15 protein-coding genes are annotated in these 17436 nt (G+C 73.5%); 8 read left to right on the top strand and 7 right to left on the bottom strand.

All coding sequences use genetic code 11. The annotated features are described in order from the left end of the window. From LQ51_RS33765 to LQ51_RS07500, 4 genes are all read left to right on the top strand, one after another. The coding region (locus tag LQ51_RS33765) for a hypothetical protein (protein WP_231605533.1) at nt 1-213 on the top strand (213 nt) is incomplete at its 5' end. Nucleotides 214-246: 33 nt separating this feature from the next. Further along, a complete protein-coding gene (locus tag LQ51_RS07510) occupies nt 247-369 on the top strand; it encodes a ribosomal protein bL36 (RefSeq protein ID WP_046563952.1) in 123 nt (40 codons plus the stop codon). A gap of 15 nt (nt 370-384) precedes the next feature. Continuing rightward, nucleotides 385-1155 carry an SDR family oxidoreductase gene (locus LQ51_RS07505; protein ID WP_046563951.1) on the top strand — a complete coding sequence of 257 codons (771 nt, stop codon included), beginning with the start codon at nt 385-387 and terminating at the stop codon, nt 1153-1155. 180 nt (nt 1156-1335) lie between these two features. Continuing rightward, nucleotides 1336-3915, top strand: coding sequence for a discoidin domain-containing protein (locus tag LQ51_RS07500; protein ID WP_046563950.1), 2580 nt, complete (start codon nt 1336-1338; stop codon nt 3913-3915). A 49-nt stretch (nt 3916-3964) separates the two neighbouring features. Here the strand turns inward: LQ51_RS07500 and LQ51_RS07495 are convergent, their stop codons facing one another. Continuing rightward, nucleotides 3965-4852 carry a hypothetical protein gene (locus LQ51_RS07495; protein WP_046563949.1) on the bottom strand — a complete coding sequence of 296 codons (888 nt, stop codon included), beginning with the start codon at nt 4850-4852 and terminating at the stop codon, nt 3965-3967. 210 nt (nt 4853-5062) lie between these two features. Next, entirely contained in the window at nt 5063-5827 is a 765-nt protein-coding gene (locus LQ51_RS07490) for a glycosyltransferase family 2 protein (protein ID WP_082159309.1), read from the bottom strand. Between the two features lie 106 nt (nt 5828-5933). On the opposite strand from LQ51_RS07490, the gene LQ51_RS33315 reads away from it, so the two are divergent. Continuing rightward, nucleotides 5934-6245: a hypothetical protein gene (locus LQ51_RS33315; RefSeq protein ID WP_197087557.1), complete on the top strand. Its 312-nt coding sequence runs from the start codon at nt 5934-5936 to the stop codon at nt 6243-6245. 107 nt (nt 6246-6352) lie between these two features. On the opposite strand, the gene LQ51_RS07485 is transcribed toward LQ51_RS33315, so the two are convergent. Genes LQ51_RS07485 through LQ51_RS07475 form a run of 3 tightly spaced genes read right to left on the bottom strand, consistent with a single transcriptional unit; the run spans nt 6353 to nt 7790 of the window. Continuing rightward, nucleotides 6353-6793 carry a YdcF family protein gene (locus LQ51_RS07485; RefSeq protein ID WP_231605522.1) on the bottom strand — a complete coding sequence of 147 codons (441 nt, stop codon included), beginning with the start codon at nt 6791-6793 and terminating at the stop codon, nt 6353-6355. 20 nt (nt 6794-6813) lie between these two features. Next, nucleotides 6814-7089 carry a DUF4873 domain-containing protein gene (locus tag LQ51_RS07480; RefSeq protein WP_046563948.1) on the bottom strand — a complete coding sequence of 92 codons (276 nt, stop codon included), beginning with the start codon at nt 7087-7089 and terminating at the stop codon, nt 6814-6816. Then, on the bottom strand, nt 7086-7790 hold the full coding sequence (locus tag LQ51_RS07475) for a TetR family transcriptional regulator (protein WP_046563947.1): 705 nt from the start codon (nt 7788-7790) through the stop codon (nt 7086-7088). Before LQ51_RS07475 ends, LQ51_RS07480 begins: the two co-directional genes overlap by 4 nt. A gap of 48 nt (nt 7791-7838) precedes the next feature. Between LQ51_RS07475 and LQ51_RS07470 the strand changes: the two genes are divergently transcribed. Beyond that, nucleotides 7839-8741 carry an AurF N-oxygenase family protein gene (locus LQ51_RS07470; protein WP_046563946.1) on the top strand — a complete coding sequence of 301 codons (903 nt, stop codon included), beginning with the start codon at nt 7839-7841 and terminating at the stop codon, nt 8739-8741. A gap of 18 nt (nt 8742-8759) precedes the next feature. Here LQ51_RS07470 and LQ51_RS07465 read toward each other — a convergent pair whose 3' ends face one another. Further along, a complete protein-coding gene (locus LQ51_RS07465) occupies nt 8760-9257 on the bottom strand; it encodes a DinB family protein (RefSeq protein WP_052744772.1) in 498 nt (165 codons plus the stop codon). A gap of 243 nt (nt 9258-9500) precedes the next feature. On the opposite strand from LQ51_RS07465, the gene LQ51_RS07460 reads away from it, so the two are divergent. Next, nucleotides 9501-10310: a SigB/SigF/SigG family RNA polymerase sigma factor gene (locus tag LQ51_RS07460; RefSeq protein ID WP_046563945.1), complete on the top strand. Its 810-nt coding sequence runs from the start codon at nt 9501-9503 to the stop codon at nt 10308-10310. Between the two features lie 436 nt (nt 10311-10746). Beyond that, entirely contained in the window at nt 10747-15213 is a 4467-nt protein-coding gene (locus LQ51_RS07455) for a HAMP domain-containing protein (RefSeq protein WP_231605520.1), read from the top strand. Between the two features lie 60 nt (nt 15214-15273). On the opposite strand, the gene LQ51_RS07450 is transcribed toward LQ51_RS07455, so the two are convergent. Then, nucleotides 15274-17301, bottom strand: a complete 2028-nt coding sequence (locus LQ51_RS07450; protein WP_082159308.1) for a glycosyl hydrolase family 28-related protein — start codon at nt 17299-17301, stop codon at nt 15274-15276. Nucleotides 17302-17436: the final 135 nt, after the last annotated feature.

Raw genomic sequence — 17436 nt, 5'->3', positions numbered from 1 at the left:
GACCGCCGGGTTGGTGACACCCGACCCGCCGGTGTGGCGGATGCGCCGGCCACCGCGGGCGGGCTGCCGGTACGCGAGTCGCTGCTCAAGGCCCTCGCCCGGCGGCAACGGCCGGCCGCGTCGCAGGACCCGGGCGGCGTGGCCGGCCGGACTCCGGCACCGGACGAGGGCGCAGGCATGACGCCGGTCCCGACGGGTAGGCCAGGCGGGTAGCCGAGAGTCCAGCCGGAACGGGGTGAGTCTGCGATGAAGGTACGAAGCTCCCTGCGCGGGCTGAAGCGGAAGGTCGGCTCGATCGTCGTCCGCCGGCGGGGCAAGCTTTTCGTGATCAACAAGGCCGATCGCCGGCAGAAGGCCCGGCAGGGCTGACGGCGGGCGGGGACGGTGGACATCCTGATCACCGGCGCGGGCAGCGGCCTGGGGCGGGGCACCGCGCTCGGGCTGGCCCGGGCGGGGCACCACGTGATCGCCGGGGCGGAGATCTGGCCGCAGGTGCGGGCGCTGCGCGACACGGCGCGCCGGGAAGGGCTGACCGTCGAGGCGATCAAGCTGGACGTGACGGACGAGACCGACCGGGCCGCGGCGCTGCGGCACCGGGTGGACATCCTGGTGCTCAACGCCGGCGTGCAGGAGGCCGGGGCGGTGGTGGAGATCCCCATGTCCCGGGTCCGGCGGTCCTTCGAGGTGAACGTCTTCGGCCACCTGCACCTGGTCCAGGGCTTCGCTCCGCAACTGGTCGGCCGGGGCGCCGGCAAGGTCGTCTGGGTGTCGTCGGCGGTCGGCGTCCGCACCCGCCCCTGGGTCGGCGTGTACGCCGCCACGAAACACGCCATCGAGGCGCTGGCCTGGGCGATGAAGGGTGAGCTGGAGCCGCGTGGCGTGCGGGTGGCCACGATCAACCCGGGCCCGTACCGCACCGGCTACAACGACACCGGCGTCGAGGCGATGGACCAGTGGTGGGACGGGTCGAGCGCGCTGCTGGACCGCCCGGACCTGAGCGACTACCTGGCGAACCAGGACGATCCCCAGGAGATGGTCGACGAGATGGTGCGGGTCATCCCGGCCGCGCACCACCCGTACCGGACCACCCGTCCGGAGGGGCTCCGGGAGCGGTTGCGGGAGTTCGAGGCGCAGGTCTGGGACGCCGGCACCTGATCGGGTGCCGAGGCCGGCGGCTTCGTTCCGGACTTTTCACAAGCCGCGAAAAAAGGCCGTCGGAACCGACGGATTCATTGACATGCGTCACCGGCCGGGGAACCCTCCACCCGAACGGGCGGGTCACCCGACGCGGGACCCGCCCGCCGTCCCGGCTCCCCACCCGTCCCGGAGAGACCCATGTCACCGGTCCCACCCCGCCCACCCCGCCCCCGGGCCCACCGCCTGCTCACCGCCCTGACCGCCCTGCTCACGACGGCCGGACTGCTCGCGCCGACCCCCGCCCGCGCGGCCGACCCGCTGCTGTCCCAGGGCCGCCCGACGACCGCCTCGTCGGTGGAGAACGCCGGCAGCCCCGCGACCAACGCCACCGACGGCAACGCGGGCACCCGCTGGTCCAGCGCCTTCACCGATCCACAATGGCTCCAGGTCGACCTGGGCGCCGCCGCCACCATCTCCCGGGTCGTGCTCACCTGGGAGGCGGCGTACGGCCGGGCGTACCAGATCCAGACCTCGACCGACGGCGTCACCTGGACCACCGTCTACGCCACCACCAGCGGTGACGGCGGCACCGACGACCTCACCGTCAGCGGCACCGGCCGGTACGTGCGGATGTACGGCACCGCCCGGGCCACCGCCTACGGCTACTCGCTCTGGGAGTTCCAGGTCTACGGCACCACCGGCGGCGGCAGCGGCTGCGACACCACCACCAACGCCGCCCAGGGCCGCCCCGCCACCGCCTCCACCACCGAGAACGCCGGCACACCCGCCGGCGCGGCGGTCGACGGCAACACCGGCACCCGGTGGTCCAGCGCCGCCGCCGACCCGCAGTGGCTCCAGGTCGACCTGGGCAGCGTGCGGACCCTCTGCCGGGTCGTGCTCACCTGGGAGGCGGCGTACGGCCGGGCGTACCAGATCCAGACCTCGACCGACGGCGCCGCCTGGACCACCGTCTACGCCACCACCACGGGCGACGGCGGCACCGACACCCTGACCGTCACCGGCTCCGGCCGCTACGTGCGGATGTACGGCACCGCCCGGGCCACCAGCTACGGCTACTCGCTGTGGGAGGTCGCGGTGAACACCTCCGGAGGCGGCACCACCATCCCCGGCGGCGGGTCCCTCGGACCCAACGTCATCACCTTCGACCCGTCGATGTCGGCCGCCACCATCCAGGGCCAGCTCGACGCGGTCTTCCGCACCCAGGAGTCCAACCAGTTCGGCACCCAGCGGTACGCGCTGATGTTCAAGCCCGGCGACTACTCCGGCATCAACGCGCAGATCGGCTTCTACACCTCGATCATGGGGCTGGGCCGGAACCCCGACGACGTCCGCATCCACGGCGACGTCACGGTCGACGCCGGCTGGTTCAACGGCAACGCCACCCAGAACTTCTGGCGATCGGCGTCCAACCTGGAGGTCTTCCCGTCCGCCGGGTTCACCCGCTGGGCGGTCTCCCAGGCCGCGCCGTTCCGCCGGATGGACATCCAGGGCGACCTCAACCTCGCCCCGAACGGCTACGGCTGGGCCAGCGGCGGGTACATCGCCGACAGCCGGGTCGCCGGCGTGGTGCAGCCCTACTCCCAGCAGCAGTGGTACACCCGGGACAGCAACGTCGGCGGCTACCTCAACGCCGTGTGGAACATGACGAACTCCGGAGTGGTCGGGGCCCCGGCGACCAGCTTCCCCAACCCGGCGTACACCACCCTCGCGCAGACCCCGGTCAGCCGGGACATCCCGTACCTGTACCTCGACGGGGCCGGCGCCTACCAGGTCTTCGTCCCGTCCACCCGGACCAACGCCGCCGGTGCCTCGTGGCTGGGCGGCGCGACGCCGGGTACCTCGATCCCGCTGAGCCAGTTCTACGTCGCCCGCCCCGGCGACTCCACCGCGACCATCAACGCGGCGCTGGCCCAGGGCCTGAACCTGCTGTTCACCCCGGGCGTCTACCCGGTCACCGAGACGATCGCGGTGACCCGCCCGGGCACCGTGGTGCTCGGTCTGGGCTTCGCGACGCTGATCCCGCAGAACGGGGTCACCGCCATGTCGGTCGCCGACGTCGACGGGGTGCGGTTGGCCGGCCTGCTCTTCGACGCCGGCCCGGTCAACTCCCCGGTGCTGCTCCAGGTCGGGCCGGCCGGCGCGACCGCCCGGCACAACGCCAACCCGACCTCGATCCAGGACGTCTTCTTCCGGATCGGCGGCGCGGGCCCCGGCAAGGCCACCACCAGCCTGGTGGTGAACCAGCACGACACCCTGATCGACCACATCTGGGCCTGGCGGGCCGACCACGGCAGCGGCGTCGGCTGGACGGTGAACACCGCCGACACCGGCCTGATCGTCAACGGCAACTACGTCACCGCGCTCGGCCTCTTCGTCGAGCACTACCAGCGGTACGAGGTGATCTGGAACGGCAACAACGGCCGGACCATCTTCTTCCAGAACGAGCTGCCGTACGACCCGCCGAGTGCGTCGGCCTGGATGAACGGCTCGATGGTCGGCTACGCGGCGTTCAAGGTGGCCAACCCGGTCACCGCGTTCGAGGGCTGGGGGATGGGCAGCTACTGCTACTTCAACGTCGATCCCAGCATCGCCGCGTACCACGGGTTCGAGGCGCCCACCGCGGCCGGGGTGCGCTTCCACGACCTGCTGACCGTCTCGCTGGGCGGCAACGGCTCGATCACCCACGTCATCAACGACACCGGCGGCACCGCGCAGGGCACCGCCACGGTGCCGGTGAACCTGGTCAGCTACCCGTGACCCGGGCCGGGGGTGGCGGCGCGTCCCGTGCGCCGTCACCCCCGGCCGGTCAGCCGCCGGCCCCGTCCCAGACGACCACGTGCACCACGAACGCGTAGTCGTCGCGGGTGCGGGTGATGGTGGCGAACCCGACCCGGCCGCGCGAGGTGCGGAAACAGAAGTCGCCGCCCGGCGACGCCGCCGGGTACGGCGACTTGGCCAGGTCCGCCGAGCAGGTCGCGTACGCCCGCGCCACCGGGCCGCCGGAGTACGCGTAGACGTTGGGCGCGTTGACCACCTGGATGGTGTCCGACCGCACCGGACCCCAGTCGTGGTAGAAGTCCAGCTCGCCGGTTGCCCCGTCGACATGGTGGGGGACCGGCCGCTGGTCGGGGTGGTCCACGTCCACCGCGGCCTCGCGGGCCAGCACCACGGTCTGGTCCACCAGCTTCCTCGGCCCGCCGTCGGTCCCCGGGTCCGCCGGATCCTCGCCGCCGGTCGCCTCGGTGCCGGGCGGCGTGGCGGACGGGCCGTCGCCGCTCGCGCCGACCGGCGCGGTGCGGGACGCGGAGTGGTCGGCCGGTGCGCCGCCCGGCGCGGTGCCGGACGCGGAAGGGTCGGCCGGTGCGCCGCCCGTCGCGAGGGGGCCGGCGGTTGCGGTCCCGGGGGAGCGGTCCAGCACCGCGCCGGCCCCGGCCGCGCCGCCGGCCAGGCAGGCGAGGGCCAGCAGGACCGTGGCGACCGTGGGCCGGCGGCGCCGCAGTTGCAGCGCGAACAGCAGCAGAACGATCACCACCGCGACGGCGACCAGCAGCAGGTCCTGGTGCAGCACGGCGATCGCCAGGCCGGCCACGCCGCCGACGTCGGCCACGATGCCCAGCGGGCGCATCGGCGACGGGGCGCGTCGCTCCGCCGGCTCGCCGGTGGCCGGCTCCGGCGGCGGGACAGGATGGGTCATCGGGCTCCTCGGGGACGGCGCGCGACCGTGACGTTCGGTGCCCGTCCGGTCGCGCTACGGCGCGGTCATGCTGCCACGACGGTGGCCGCCCGGTCGTCCCGACACCCGCCCGAAGGGCCGGCAGTCGGCATTCCGACTCCCCCCACCGGCCCGACGCCGCGGGATGGCCAGCCCCGGCCGCGACGACGCGCTCCGGCTCGGCGCACCGGATCAGCGGCGGGCTGCCGGCAGGTCGGCTGGCGGCGACTGCGCGCCGGTCGAGGGGCCGGGGCCGGACGACCGGGTACCGGCCAGCGGCCTGGTCGCCGCGAAGCCGGCCAGCGCCGCCCAGATCCGGGCGGAGTCCACCAGGGAGGAGAAGTGCGAGGTGGAGTTGCCGGCCCGGTAGCGGGTGGGGATCTCCACCTGTTCGATCGGCCAGCCGTCACGGACCGCGTGCAGCAGGACGTTCATCTCGTACTCGAAACGGCTGCCCGGGATCGCGGCAAGCGGGTCGAGCAGCCGCCCCGGGTACGCCCGCAGCCCGGTCTGGGTGTCCCGCAGCGGGCAGCCGGTGGTCAGGTGGAAGGCCTCCCGGGTGACCGCGTTGCCGAACCGGCTGCGCAGCGGCACCTCGCCGGTGAAGCGGCGCACGCCGAGTGTCAGGGCGCCGGTGTCCCGCATCCGCTGCGCGGCGAGCGCGACGTCCCCGGCCCGGTGCTGCCCGTCGGCGTCCACGCACACCACGTCGCGGCCCGGGTGGTGGGCGGCCACATACCGGAATCCGGTCTTGAGCACCACGCCCTTGCCCCGGTTGACCCGGCGGCGCAGCACGGTGCAGCCCCGCTCGCGGGCCGCCGCGAGCACCGCCGTCGCGCCCGGGCCGCTGCCGTCGTCCACGACGACCGGATGCCCGTTCTGGCCGGCGTCGGCCAGGTCGTCGACCAGACACAGCAGGTCCTTGCCCGGCTGGTACACCGGCACCAGAACGATCACCGAACCTCCCGCGTCGCACGCCCCGGCCGCCCCGGCCGCCGTGGTGGATCAGCTCCACCGATCGACGTCCGTCCTTACCCGCCGTGCCGGCCGGCCAATCACCCGCATGCCCGCCGGGGCGACACACCTGGTCACCGCCGGCCCCCGGCCCGGGCTGCCGCCCCGCGCGGTCGGCCGCCTCGTCACCCGCCCGCCACGGGCAAGCCCCGGGGTCGAGGCCGAGGTCGAGGCGGCCGGCCGGCCGCTACCGCCGGTCGTCACCCCGCCCGCGACACGCAAGCTCCAGGCCCAGGCCCAGGCCGGGGCCCGACGGCGGGCCGGCCGCTACCGCCGGTTCCAGCCGCTGAGCAGCCGCGCGGAGCGGGCGATGCCGCGCTCCCGGCGCAGCAACCCGGCCGGGGTGTGCACGCCGAGATAGCCGAGCCGGGCGGCGGCCCGGATCGCCCGCTCGCGACGCCGGGCCCGACCGGTGGCGGTGTCCGCCGCCGCGACCTCCAGCAGTGCCGCGCCGGACAGGCGCAGCGCCTACCCGGCGAGGAACCGGATCCGGGGCAGGTGCCAGGGGTGCGAGACGAGGCCGAGGGGGCGCGCCGGGTCGAACTCGTGCCCGGCGAGCAGGCCGTCCTCGACGGTGTGGACCAGGTTCTGCAGGGTGGTCCGCGAGCGGGTCTCGGCGTGCAGGTCGGCGTACCGGTCCAGGCCGGCGGCGCGGGCCCGGGCCAGCATGAGGTCGGCCTCCCGGCATCCGGCCGGCGGGCCGGCCGCGTCGGGGGTGCCCAGTGGCCAACCGCCGGTGAAGACGACGCGGGGCCGGGCGGCGCGCCGGAACTCGGCGGCGTGCGCCGTGACGTACCCGAGGGCAGCCCGGGTGCGTGCCTCCCCCTCGGCGGTCAGCCGGTGACCGTGGCCGTCCGCCACCACGCCGCAGCCGAAGACCAGCAGCACCGTGGCGGTCGGTGAGGTCATCCCCCCACGGTACGTGCGGCTCAGTCCTCGTCGGCCTCGGGCGGCCAGGGTGGCTCGCCGACTCCGGTGATCCGCACACCGCCCCACGGGTCGACCTCGGCCAGCCGGGCCCGGCAGACCCGCTCGCCGACGCGTACCGGCACGTCGCGGCGGCCGGAGCGGAGCAGCCGGACCATCCGGGGGTCCGGCTCGATCCGGCCGGCCCAGTGGTAGCGGCCGTCGACCGGTTCCCAGCGGGCGGCCGCGTGCAGCCGTACCGCGGTGTCGGCGACCCACGCGGGACCGTGGTAGCTCACCGGTCGACCGGTTCGTGGGCGCGGGCCAGCTCGGCGGGCAGGTCGGCGCCGCGCCGCACCCCCTCGATGCCGCTCCAGAGCAGGGTGGTCAGGTAGTCGGTGAGGGCCTCCCGGCGGATCGGCTGGCCGTGCGTGGTCCACCAGTCGCCGACCGCCTGCACGAAGCCGACCAGCCCGTACGCCCACGGTTCCGCGGGGCCGGCGTCCAGGCCGAGCGCGCGCAGCCGGTCCCCGATGGCCCGGGCCAGCCCGGCGGCGACCTGGCGGCTGGTGCCGGCGACCACCTGGTGGATGCCGGGGTGGCCGGCCTGGTGCATGAGGAACCGGTAGAGCGTCGGCTCGGACTCGATCACCCGCAGGTACGCGTCGATGGTCGCCTCGACCAGCGCGCGTTCCTCGCGGACCTGTTCGATGGCGGGGGCGATGCTGTCCACGACCCGGGTCGCCACCACCTCGCTGACCGCGAGCCAGAGCTGCGCCTTGTCCGCGAAGTACCGGTAGAGGACCGGCTTGGTGACGCCGGCGGTGGCGGCCACCTGGTCCATGTCGACCTGCGGGCCGTGGCGGAGCAGCGCCTGCACGGCCGCCCCGATCAGCTCCTGCCGCCGCTGCTCGCGGTGGCCGGCCCAGCGGTCCCGCCGCCCGGCGCGGGGCTCCCCGCCGGGGTCCGGGGCATTGACATCAGTGGAGGTGGGTCGCATGCTACCACTCGTAACAGTTACCCGAAGTTACGTCAATGGGGAGGGGCCATGGAGGGCACGTCGACCGGCTTCCCGCGCGAGGCCGTCGCCACCCGGCTGCTCACCGCCTCGGTGCGCACCAGCTACGACCCCACCGTCGACATCGACTGGACGGCGCCACCCCGACCCGACGCGTACTGGTTGCCGCCGCAGCGCAGCAGCCTCTACGGCACGGCCCTGTGGGAGGGGCTCAGCGAGGCGCAGCGCATCGAGCTGACCAAGCACGAGGTGGCCAGCGCGGCCAGCGCCGGGCTGTGGTTCGAGACGATCCTCATGCAGATGCTGATCCGGCACTACTACGACGCCGACCCGACCAGCCGGCACGCCCAGTACGCGCTCACCGAGGTCGCCGACGAGTGCCGGCACTCCATCATGTTCGGCCGGCTCATCGAGGCGACCGGCTGTCCGGTCTACCGTGCCGACCGGGTGGACCACGCGCTCGGCCGCTGGCTCAAGGCCACCGCGACCGGGCCGCAGATGTACGCGGCCATCCTCATCGCCGAGGAGATCCTCGACGCCTTCCAGCGGGAGATCATGGCCGACGAGTCGTTGCAGCCGCTGATCCGGATGGTGTCCCGGATCCACGTGGTCGAGGAGGCGCGCCACGTCCGCTTCGCCCGGGACGAACTGGCCCGCCAGGTCGAGTCCGCCGGCCCGGTCACGCTCGGCTACGCGCGGCTGGTGATCGGTCGGGCCGCGTACTCCATCACCCGCCGCCTGGTCCACCCGCAGGCGTACGCGGCGGTCGGCATCGCGCCCGAGGTCGGCCGGGCCGCGGCCCGCGCGAACCCGCACTGGCAGGCGACGCTGCGCTGGTCCGCGCAGCGGATCGCCGACCACCTCACCGAGCTGGGCCTGGTGGCCGGCCCGGGCCGGCTGCTCTGGCGCCGGGCCGGGTTGATCGGCGACTGAGCCGCCCGGCGCGGCCGGTCAGGTCCCGGCGCCGCGGCGGATGTCGAGCAGGTGGTGCTCGCCCTCGTGAACCGTGTGCCGGCCGAGCCAGAGCAGCGTGCGGGCCTCCGGCCGGGGCCACGGGTAGACCCCGGGGCGGGCGAGTTCCGCCGGGCCGAGCGCGGCGAACCGGCCCGCCAGTTCCTCGGCCGCGGTGCTCAGCTCACCGAGCACGGCGGCCGGCTCCTGCTCGTTGTACCGGTCGGTGACGGCGCGCTCGTCGCGCCCCATCGGCGCGAACTCGGGTGCGTCGACCCGCAGCGCCAGGTCGAGCCGCTCGCCCTGGACACGGAGCACGTCCCGCACGTGGCAGGTGTACTCCAGCGGCGACCACACCCCTTCGGCCGGCCGCCGACGCGGGTCGGCCGCGGCGGCCAGCGCCGCCGCGTACCGCGCGCCGAGGCCGCGCAACCACTCCGGCACCGCCGCGCCGGGCACCGTGGCATAGCCGAAGCCGCACTCGTCGCACCGGTCCACCCGCCGAGGGTACGGCCACCGCCGGCTCCGGGGTGGCCCGGCGACGCGGGCGTTCGGGTGGTTCCGGAGAGCCCTGCTGTGGTCCACGTCGCCCGGCTCGGGGGGCTCGCCGTCCCGGATTGAGAACGATTGGGCGATATATCCATCGTCCGTTCGGTTGATTAGGGCGCAACCTTTGGTCTAGGGTGACTGGCACGACCGGTGCTTGGGGAGCACCAGTTCTCCTCGGACAGGAAGGGCAGCATGACCACGACGACCATCGCGCCGACGACCACCGAGGCGCACCGTGCGGCGGCGACCGGCGAGGAGACCCGCGCCAGCGAGCTGATCACGGCCCTGGCCGCGCTGCCCGAGGGGCACCCGGAGCGGCCGGCGCTGCGCAACCAGGTCATCGAGGCGTGGCTGCCGCTGGCCAACCACCTCGCCGCCCGCTACAGCGGCCGGGGCGAGCCGACCGGCGACCTGGCCCAGACCGCCGCCCTCGGGCTGATCAAGGCGGTGGACCGGTTCGACGCCACCCGGGGCGTGGACTTCGCAGGCTTCGCCATCCCGACCATCCTCGGCGAGATCAAGCGGCACTTCCGCGACCGCACCTGGAACATCCGGGTCCCGCGCCGCCTCCAGGAGCTGCGGCTGCGCATCTCCGAGGCGAACGGCACCCTCACCCAGACCCTCAACCGGGCGCCGACCGTCGCCGACATCGCCGCCCACCTCGACATCACCGAGGAAGAGGTGCTCGAGGGCCTGGAGGGCGCCCGCGCCTACAACGCCGTCTCGCTCTCCACCCCGATCGGCGACGGCGACAGCGCCACCGAGCTGGGCGACACCCTGGGCACCGAGGACAACGAGTACGAGCTGGCCGAGCTGCGCGCCTCGCTCGGCCCCGCGCTGGCCACCCTCGACGAGCGGGAGCAGAAGATCCTCACGCTGCGCTTCTACGGCAACCTGACCCAGAGCGAGATCGCCGCCCGGGTCGGCGTGTCCCAGATGCACGTCTCCCGGCTGCTCGCCCGCGCGCTGACCAAGCTGCGCGGCCAGCTCACCGAGGCCTGATCCACCCCGGGCGGACCAGCCGCCCGGCACCGGCCGTCCGGTCCGGCGCGCGCCACCGCCGCGCCCCGGGCCCCACGCACCGCCACCGGCTCCCTCCGGTGGCGGTGCGTTTCTGTCCACCCGCCCGAAGGGCCCGGCCCGCTACCCGCCCGGGGGCCTACCCGCCCCGAGGGCCCTACCCGCCCGGGGCCTACCCGCCCCGAGGGCCCTACCCGCCCGGCAGCCCGCTCGCCCCGCCGGCCCGCCGGCCCGCCGGCCCTCGCCCGACCCACCCGACCTGCCGTCCAGCGGCGCGGGCCGGGCTTGTGCATACTTGCGCGGGTGCAATCGTTGCCGGGGGCCATCCGTCGCTCGGCTGTCAGTTTCGAAGGCGGTAGTGGTGGTCGACCAGACGATCCCGCGGCGACGCGAAGCGGCTCCGACGACCGGGGCGCCGGTGGCCGATCCGGGCCTGCGGCAACTGCTGGCCGGGCTCACCGCGGTGCGGGACGGCGACTTCGGCACCCGGTTGCCGGAGGACGCCGACGGGCTGCTCGGCGAGATCGCCACCGTCTTCAACGGGATGGTGGACCAGCTCTCCCTGTTCACCTCCGAGGTGACCCGGGTGGCCCGGGAGGTGGGCACCGAGGGTCAGCTCGGCGGCCAGGCGGACGTGCCGGGGGTCTCGGGCACCTGGAAGGACCTGACCGACTCGGTGAACGCCATGGCCGGCAACCTGACCGACCAGGTCCGCGACATCGCCGAGGTGGCCACCGCGGTGGCCCGGGGTGACCTGTCGCAGAAGATCACCGTCGACGTACGCGGTGAGATCCTGGAGCTGAAGGTCACCATCAACACGATGGTGGACCAGCTCTCGTCGTTCGCCGACGAGGTGACCCGGGTGGCCCGGGAGGTCGGCAGCGAGGGCCGGCTCGGCGGTCAGGCCGAGGTGCCGGGCGTCGCCGGCACCTGGCGCGACCTCACCGACTCGGTGAACTTCATGGCCGGCAACCTGACCAGCCAGGTGCGCAACATCGCCCAGGTGACCACGGCGGTGGCGCGGGGTGACCTGTCGCAGAAGATCACCGTCGACGCGCGGGGCGAGATCCTCGAACTCAAGAGCACCATCAACACGATGGTGGACCAGCTCTCGTCGTTCGCCGACGAGGTGACCCGGGTGGCCCGCGAGGTCGGCACCGACGGCCGGTTGGGCGGTCAGGCGCAGGTCAGCGGGGTCGCCGGCACCTGGCGCGACCTCACCGACTCGGTGAACTCGATGGCCGGCAACCTCACCGACCAGGTGCGCAGCATCGCCCAGGTGGCCACCGCGGTGGCCCGGGGTGACCTGTCGCAGAAGATCACCGTGACCGCGCACGGCGAGATCCTGGAGCTGAAGAACACCATCAACACGATGGTGGACCAGCTCTCCAGCTTCGCCGACGAGGTGACCCGGGTGGCCCGGGAGGTGGGCACCGAGGGCCGGCTCGGCGGTCAGGCCGACGTGAAGGGCGTCTCCGGCACCTGGAAGGACCTGACCGAGTCGGTGAACGTCATGGCGGACAACCTCACCGCCCAGGTACGCAGCATCGCCGAGGTCACCACCGCGGTCGCGAAGGGCGACCTCACCCAGAAGATCCGGGTGGACGCGCGTGGCGAGATCCTCGCCCTGAAGGAGACCATCAACACGATGGTCGACCAGCTCTCCGCGTTCGCCGACGAGGTGACCCGGGTGGCGCGCGAGGTGGGCACCGAGGGCCGGCTCGGCGGCCAGGCCCGGGTCTCCAACGTGGCCGGCACCTGGAAGGACCTGACCGACAACGTCAACGAGATGGCGAACAACCTCACCAACCAGGTGCGGTCCATCGCGTTGGTGGCCACCGCCGTGGCCCAGGGCGACCTGAGCCGGCAGATCACCGTCGAGGCCAAGGGCGAGGTCGCCGTGCTCGCCCAGACCATCAACACCATGGTCGGTACGCTCGGCGCGTTCGCCGACGAGGTGACCCGGGTGGCCCGGGAGGTGGGCACCGAGGGCCGGCTCGGCGGCCAGGCCCGGGTGCCCAACGTGGCCGGCACCTGGAAGGACCTGACCGACAACGTCAACTCCATGGCGAACAACCTCACCGGCCAGGTGCGCAACATCGCCCAGGTGACCACGGCGGTGGCGCAGGGCGACCTGACCAAGAAGATCGACGTCGACGCGCGCGGCGAGATCCTGGAGCTCAAGACCACCATCAACACGATGGTCGACCAGCTCTCCAGCTTCGCCGCGGAGGTGACCCGGGTGGCCCGGGAGGTCGGCAGCGAGGGTCGCCTCGGCGGTCAGGCCGAGGTCGAGGGGGTCTCCGGCACCTGGAAGCGGCTGACCGAGAACGTCAACGAGCTGGCCGGCAACCTCACCCGCCAGGTCCGCGCCATCGCCGAGGTGACCAGCGCGGTCGCCACCGGCGACCTGACCCGCTCGATCACCGTGGACGCCTCCGGCGAGGTCTCCGAGCTCAAGGACAACATCAACTCGATGGTGGAGTCGCTGCGCGAGACCACCCGGACCAACCAGGAACAGGACTGGCTCAAGACCAACCTGGCCCGCATCTCCGGCCTGATGCAGGGCCACCGGGATCTGGAGGTGGTCGCCGGGCTGGTGATGAACGAGCTCGCCCCGCTGGTCTCCGCGCAGCTCGGCACGTTCCTGCTGGTCGACGACGGCCCCGACGGCCGGGGGCTGCGGGTGGTCGGCGGCTACGGCCACGACGCCACCCGCCGCCGGTTCGCCCTCGGCGAATCCCTGGTCGGCCAGGCCGCCCTGAGCAAGCGGGCCATCGTCGTGGACGCGGTGCCGGCCGACTACGTGACGGTCTCGTCCAGCCTGGGCGCGGCCGCGCCGCTGCACCTGATGGTGCTGCCGATCCTCTTCGAGGACCAGGTGCTCGGGGTCATCGAGCTGGCCGGCATGGGCCGGTTCACCGAGATCCAGCGGGACTTCCTCGAGCAGCTCACCGAGACCATCGGGGTCAACGTCAACACCATCGTGGCCAACGCGCGGACCGACGTGCTGCTCACCGAGTCGCAGCGGCTCGCCGCCGAGCTGCGGACCCGCTCGGAGGAGTTGCAGGCCCGCTCGGAGGAACTCCAGCGCTCCAACGCCGAGCTGGAGGAGAAGGCCGCGCTGCTGGCCCGGCAGAACCACGACATCGAGACGAAGAACTCCGAGATCGAGCAGGCCCGTCAGGAGCTGGAGGCCCGCGCCCAGCAGCTGGCGCTCGCCTCGAAGTACAAGTCCGAGTTCCTGGCCAACATGAGCCACGAGCTGCGTACGCCGCTGAACTCACTGCTCATCCTCGCGCAGCTGCTCGCGCAGAACCCGAACCGCAACCTGACCGCCAAGCAGGTGGAGTACGCCACCGTCATCCACTCGGCCGGCACCGACCTGCTCCAGCTGATCAACGACATCCTCGACCTGTCCAAGGTCGAGGCCGGCAAGATGGACATCAACCCGGAGACGTTCGAGCTGTCCGCGCTGCGCGACTACGTGGACGCCACCTTCCGCCCGCTGACCACCCCGCGCGGGCTGGAACTGGACCTGGTCACCGGCCCGGACGTGCCGGACCGGCTGCACACCGACGAGCAGCGGCTGCGGCAGGTGCTGCGCAACCTGGTCTCCAACGCGGTGAAGTTCACCGAGCAGGGGCGGGTGCAGCTGCGCATCGAACGGGCCCGGCCCGAGGAGCTGCCGGCGGACCTGCCGCCGGCGGAGACGGTCATCGCGTTCCGGGTCATCGACACCGGCATCGGCATCGCCGAGCAGCACCTGACCGCCATCTTCGACGCGTTCCAGCAGGCCGACGGCACCACCAGCCGGCGCTACGGCGGCACGGGCCTGGGGCTGTCGATCAGCCGGGAGATCGCCCGGCTGCTCGGCGGGCAGATCACCGCGCGGAGCGTGCTGGGCCAGGGCAGCACCTTCACCCTCTACCTGCCCAGCACCATCGCCGCCGCGCTGCCGGCGGAGAGCGTCGCCGCACCGGTCACCGGGGCTGCCGCGTCGCTCGGCGACGGCTCCGCGTCGGGTCCGGCGCAGCGCTGGGTGGAGCAGCAGCAGCGCCGGGTGCTGGTGTGCGAGGCGCACGAGAAGGGGCTGCTCACGCTCCTGACCCGGGGTGTGGTGGCGGAGACCGGCGGGCCGGTGGAGGTGAGCACCGCGGTCACCGTCGAGGCGGCCGTGCGTACCCTCGCCGGGAACCGCCATCAGCTGCTCGTGGTGCAGCTCGACGAGGCCGACGACCAGGGCGCCGCGCTGCTGCGGGCGTTGCACGAGCACCCCGGCCTGCGCGGGCTGCCGGTGCTGGCGTACCACGGGCAGCCGCTCGCCGGCGGGCAGGACGCGCTGTGGCAGGGGATGGCCGCCGACCGCCCGCTGGAGATCCTGGGCAGCCTCGACGAGCTGCGGGAGCGGATCGTGCTGCACCTGACGGCGGACGGCCCGGAGCGGCTGCCGGCGTTCCCGGCGCCGGTGGCTGACCGGCCCCCGGTGCTCGACCCGGTGGTGCGCGACCTGTCCGGCCGCAAGGTGCTGGTGGTCGACGACGACGCGCGCAACGTCTTCGCCCTCACCAACATCCTCGAACTGCACGGCATGGACGTGGTCTACGCGGAGAACGGCCGCAAGGCCGTCGAGACGCTGATGCGCCAGGACGACATCGACCTGGTGCTGATGGACGTGATGATGCCGGAGATGGACGGGTACGCGGCCACCGCCGCGATCCGCGCGATGCCCCGCTACGCGGAGCTGCCGATCATCGCGGTCACCGCGAAGGCGATGCGCGGGGACCGGGAGAAGAGCATCTCCTCGGGCGCCAGCGACTACGTCACCAAGCCGGTCGACGCCGAGGACCTGCTGAGCTGCATCCACCGCTGGCTGGCCGGCTGACCCGGACCGGGCCGGCCCGACCCGGCGGGCGACCGCCCGCCGGGCCGTACGCGGGTCAGCTCACCACGGCGCGGGGGCGGGCGGCGGCACGACCGGCGGCCGGTCGTCGCAGGTGATGGTGTTGGGCAGCAGCCACGGGGCGAGCCAGCCGCCGTCGTTGCCGCCGAGGTCGGTGAGGTTGAACTCCGACCCGGCGGGGGTGAAGTGGAACGAGCCGCAGTTGTTGACGCCCACCGCGCCGACGTTGCGGGCGTCCACGTCGGCGAACGACGCCGAGCCGGCGGTACGGGCGCTCACCACCGAGGTGCCGGTGCCGTCGACCCGGATGTCCCGGAAGTGCACGTTGCTGATCGAGTAGCTGTCCTTCACCGGCCAGTCGCTGACCAGCATGATCGCGTTGTAGGTGTTGTCGAGGAAGGCGTCGCCGACCACCTGGATGTCGGCGTCGATGCTGCGGTCCAGGGCGTAGAACCAGATCGCGCCGAGGCCGATGTTCCAGTTCAGCTCGTACGTGCCGGCCCGGACCGTGGTGTTGTCGGTGATCCGCAGCTGGCCGGCGAACGGCTCGGCGCCGAACCGGGAGCTGACCTGGATGGCGCTGCCCTCGCGGACCGGGTCGGCGACCAGGTTGTGCGAGACCGTGGTGTCGGTGCCGCCGTAGAGGGCGATGCCGTTGGCCAGGACCGGCGACTGCACGGTGTTGTGGTCGAAGGTGTTCCCGGCGTTGCCGGTCTTCTCCGACCACATGGCTAGCCCGTCGTCACCGGTGTTGCGCACGAAGGTGTGCGAGACCGAGGAATGGGTGACCCCGGTGTGGAAGTTGAGGCCGTCGGCGATCTGGTCGGCGATGACCGTGCGGGTCACCCGCAGGTCGGTCATCGGCCCGTCGAACCACATGCCGACCTTCGTGTGATGCAGGTAGAGACCGTCGATGGTGGAGTGGTTGAACGCGCCGCCGACACCGTTGACCTGGTCGGTGTCGACCCGTTCCCGCACGTCGCCCTCGACGGCGAAGCCGGAGAGGTGCACGTCGCTGCTGCCGCCGTCGGCGGCGTCCCGGCCGTAGAAGCCGACACCGGTGTGCACCGACCCGTCCGGGGCCGGGGTGTCCAGGGCCACCTCGCGGCCCCGGATGACCGTGTACCAGCTGCCGGCGCCCGCGATGCTCACGTCGTCGACCACGATGTGCCGGTTCACCTGGTAGGTCCCCGGCGGCAGGTAGAGCGTGCGGTGCGCCCGGCGGGCGTACGCCACGGCCCGGTCGAACGCGTCGGCGGATTCCCGCCGCCCCGACGGGTCGGCGCCGAAGGCCAGCACGTTCACCGCGCCGGGCACCACCCGGGGCGGGCCGACCCGGTGCGAGTCGAGCAGGTCGATCACGGTCCACGCCGCGGCGGTGCCCGCGGGCGCGGTCAGCCGGACCACCTCGCCGGCCCGGTGCGGGCGTCCCAGCAGCAGCCGCTGCTCGTCGTAGAAGTGGTGCGGTCGGAACGGCCGGGTGATGGTGGGCGCCGGCGTGGTGGCGGCCGGCACGCAGCCGCACTCGGTGATCCACCAGTCGGGGTGCAACAGGTCGGCGGCCGGGTCGTTGGTGAACGGGTACTGGTTGTACAACCAGGCGTACTGCGAGGTGAGCGTCATGGTGCGGACCGGTTCGCGGCCGACGCGCACCTGCAACGGCGCGGTGATGCCGCCTCCGCCGGGTGCGTCGGGGATGCTGTACCGGACGGTGAGCGCGTCGGTCGTCGCCGGGAGCGTGAACTCGACGTACTGGCCGGGGGAGAGGCGTACGGCGCGCCGGCCGGACGCCTCGCCGGCCAGCGTGTAGGCGGCCCGGTCCGGGCCGATCACGGTGCCGGTGGTGCGCGCGTGCTCGGCCTCCTGCTCGACGAAGTCGACGCTGGCGCCGCGTCCGGCGACCAGCGCGGGGTCGAGGCCGGCCCGGGTGGTCACGGGGGCCGGTCCGGCGGGGCCGGCCGCCTCGGCGGCGGTCCCGGCCGGTACGGCCAGCGCGAGGGCGGCGCCCGCCGCCGCGACGATCCGGACGGTCGGCACCGACGGGCGACGGCCCGCCGCGCTCCGCTGCATGGGACCACCCACTTTCCGGGACGGGGGGAAGACGGTGGTGGCCTCGGCGCGGGGTGCGGGCGCGCCCCGCCGGAGGGTGCCTCATGTTATTCCCGGAGATTGTCGATATTCAAGCGCCTAGCTGTTCAGATCTTT

Origin of the sequence: Micromonospora sp. HK10 (genome assembly GCF_000982955.1) — a bacterium.
In the GTDB taxonomy this organism is placed as follows: domain Bacteria; phylum Actinomycetota; class Actinomycetes; order Mycobacteriales; family Micromonosporaceae; genus Micromonospora.
Note: the sequence above shows the minus strand (reverse complement) of the source record. Positions and strands in the feature narration are given on the sequence as shown.

Coding starts and splice junctions, on each gene's coding strand:
- LQ51_RS07510 (WP_046563952.1), top strand. CDS start 247: ATGAAGGTACGAAGCTCCCTGCGCGGGCTGAAGCGGAAGGTCGGCTCG.
- LQ51_RS07500 (WP_046563950.1), top strand. CDS start 1,336: ATGTCACCGGTCCCACCCCGCCCACCCCGCCCCCGGGCCCACCGCCTG.
- LQ51_RS07495 (WP_046563949.1), bottom strand. CDS start 4,852: ATGACCCATCCTGTCCCGCCGCCGGAGCCGGCCACCGGCGAGCCGGCG.
- LQ51_RS33315 (WP_197087557.1), top strand. CDS start 5,934: ATGCCCGCCGGGGCGACACACCTGGTCACCGCCGGCCCCCGGCCCGGG.
- LQ51_RS07485 (WP_231605522.1), bottom strand. CDS start 6,793: ATGACCTCACCGACCGCCACGGTGCTGCTGGTCTTCGGCTGCGGCGTG.
- LQ51_RS07475 (WP_046563947.1), bottom strand. CDS start 7,790: ATGCGACCCACCTCCACTGATGTCAATGCCCCGGACCCCGGCGGGGAG.
- LQ51_RS07470 (WP_046563946.1), top strand. CDS start 7,839: ATGGAGGGCACGTCGACCGGCTTCCCGCGCGAGGCCGTCGCCACCCGG.
- LQ51_RS07460 (WP_046563945.1), top strand. CDS start 9,501: ATGACCACGACGACCATCGCGCCGACGACCACCGAGGCGCACCGTGCG.
- LQ51_RS07450 (WP_082159308.1), bottom strand. CDS start 17,301: ATGCAGCGGAGCGCGGCGGGCCGTCGCCCGTCGGTGCCGACCGTCCGG.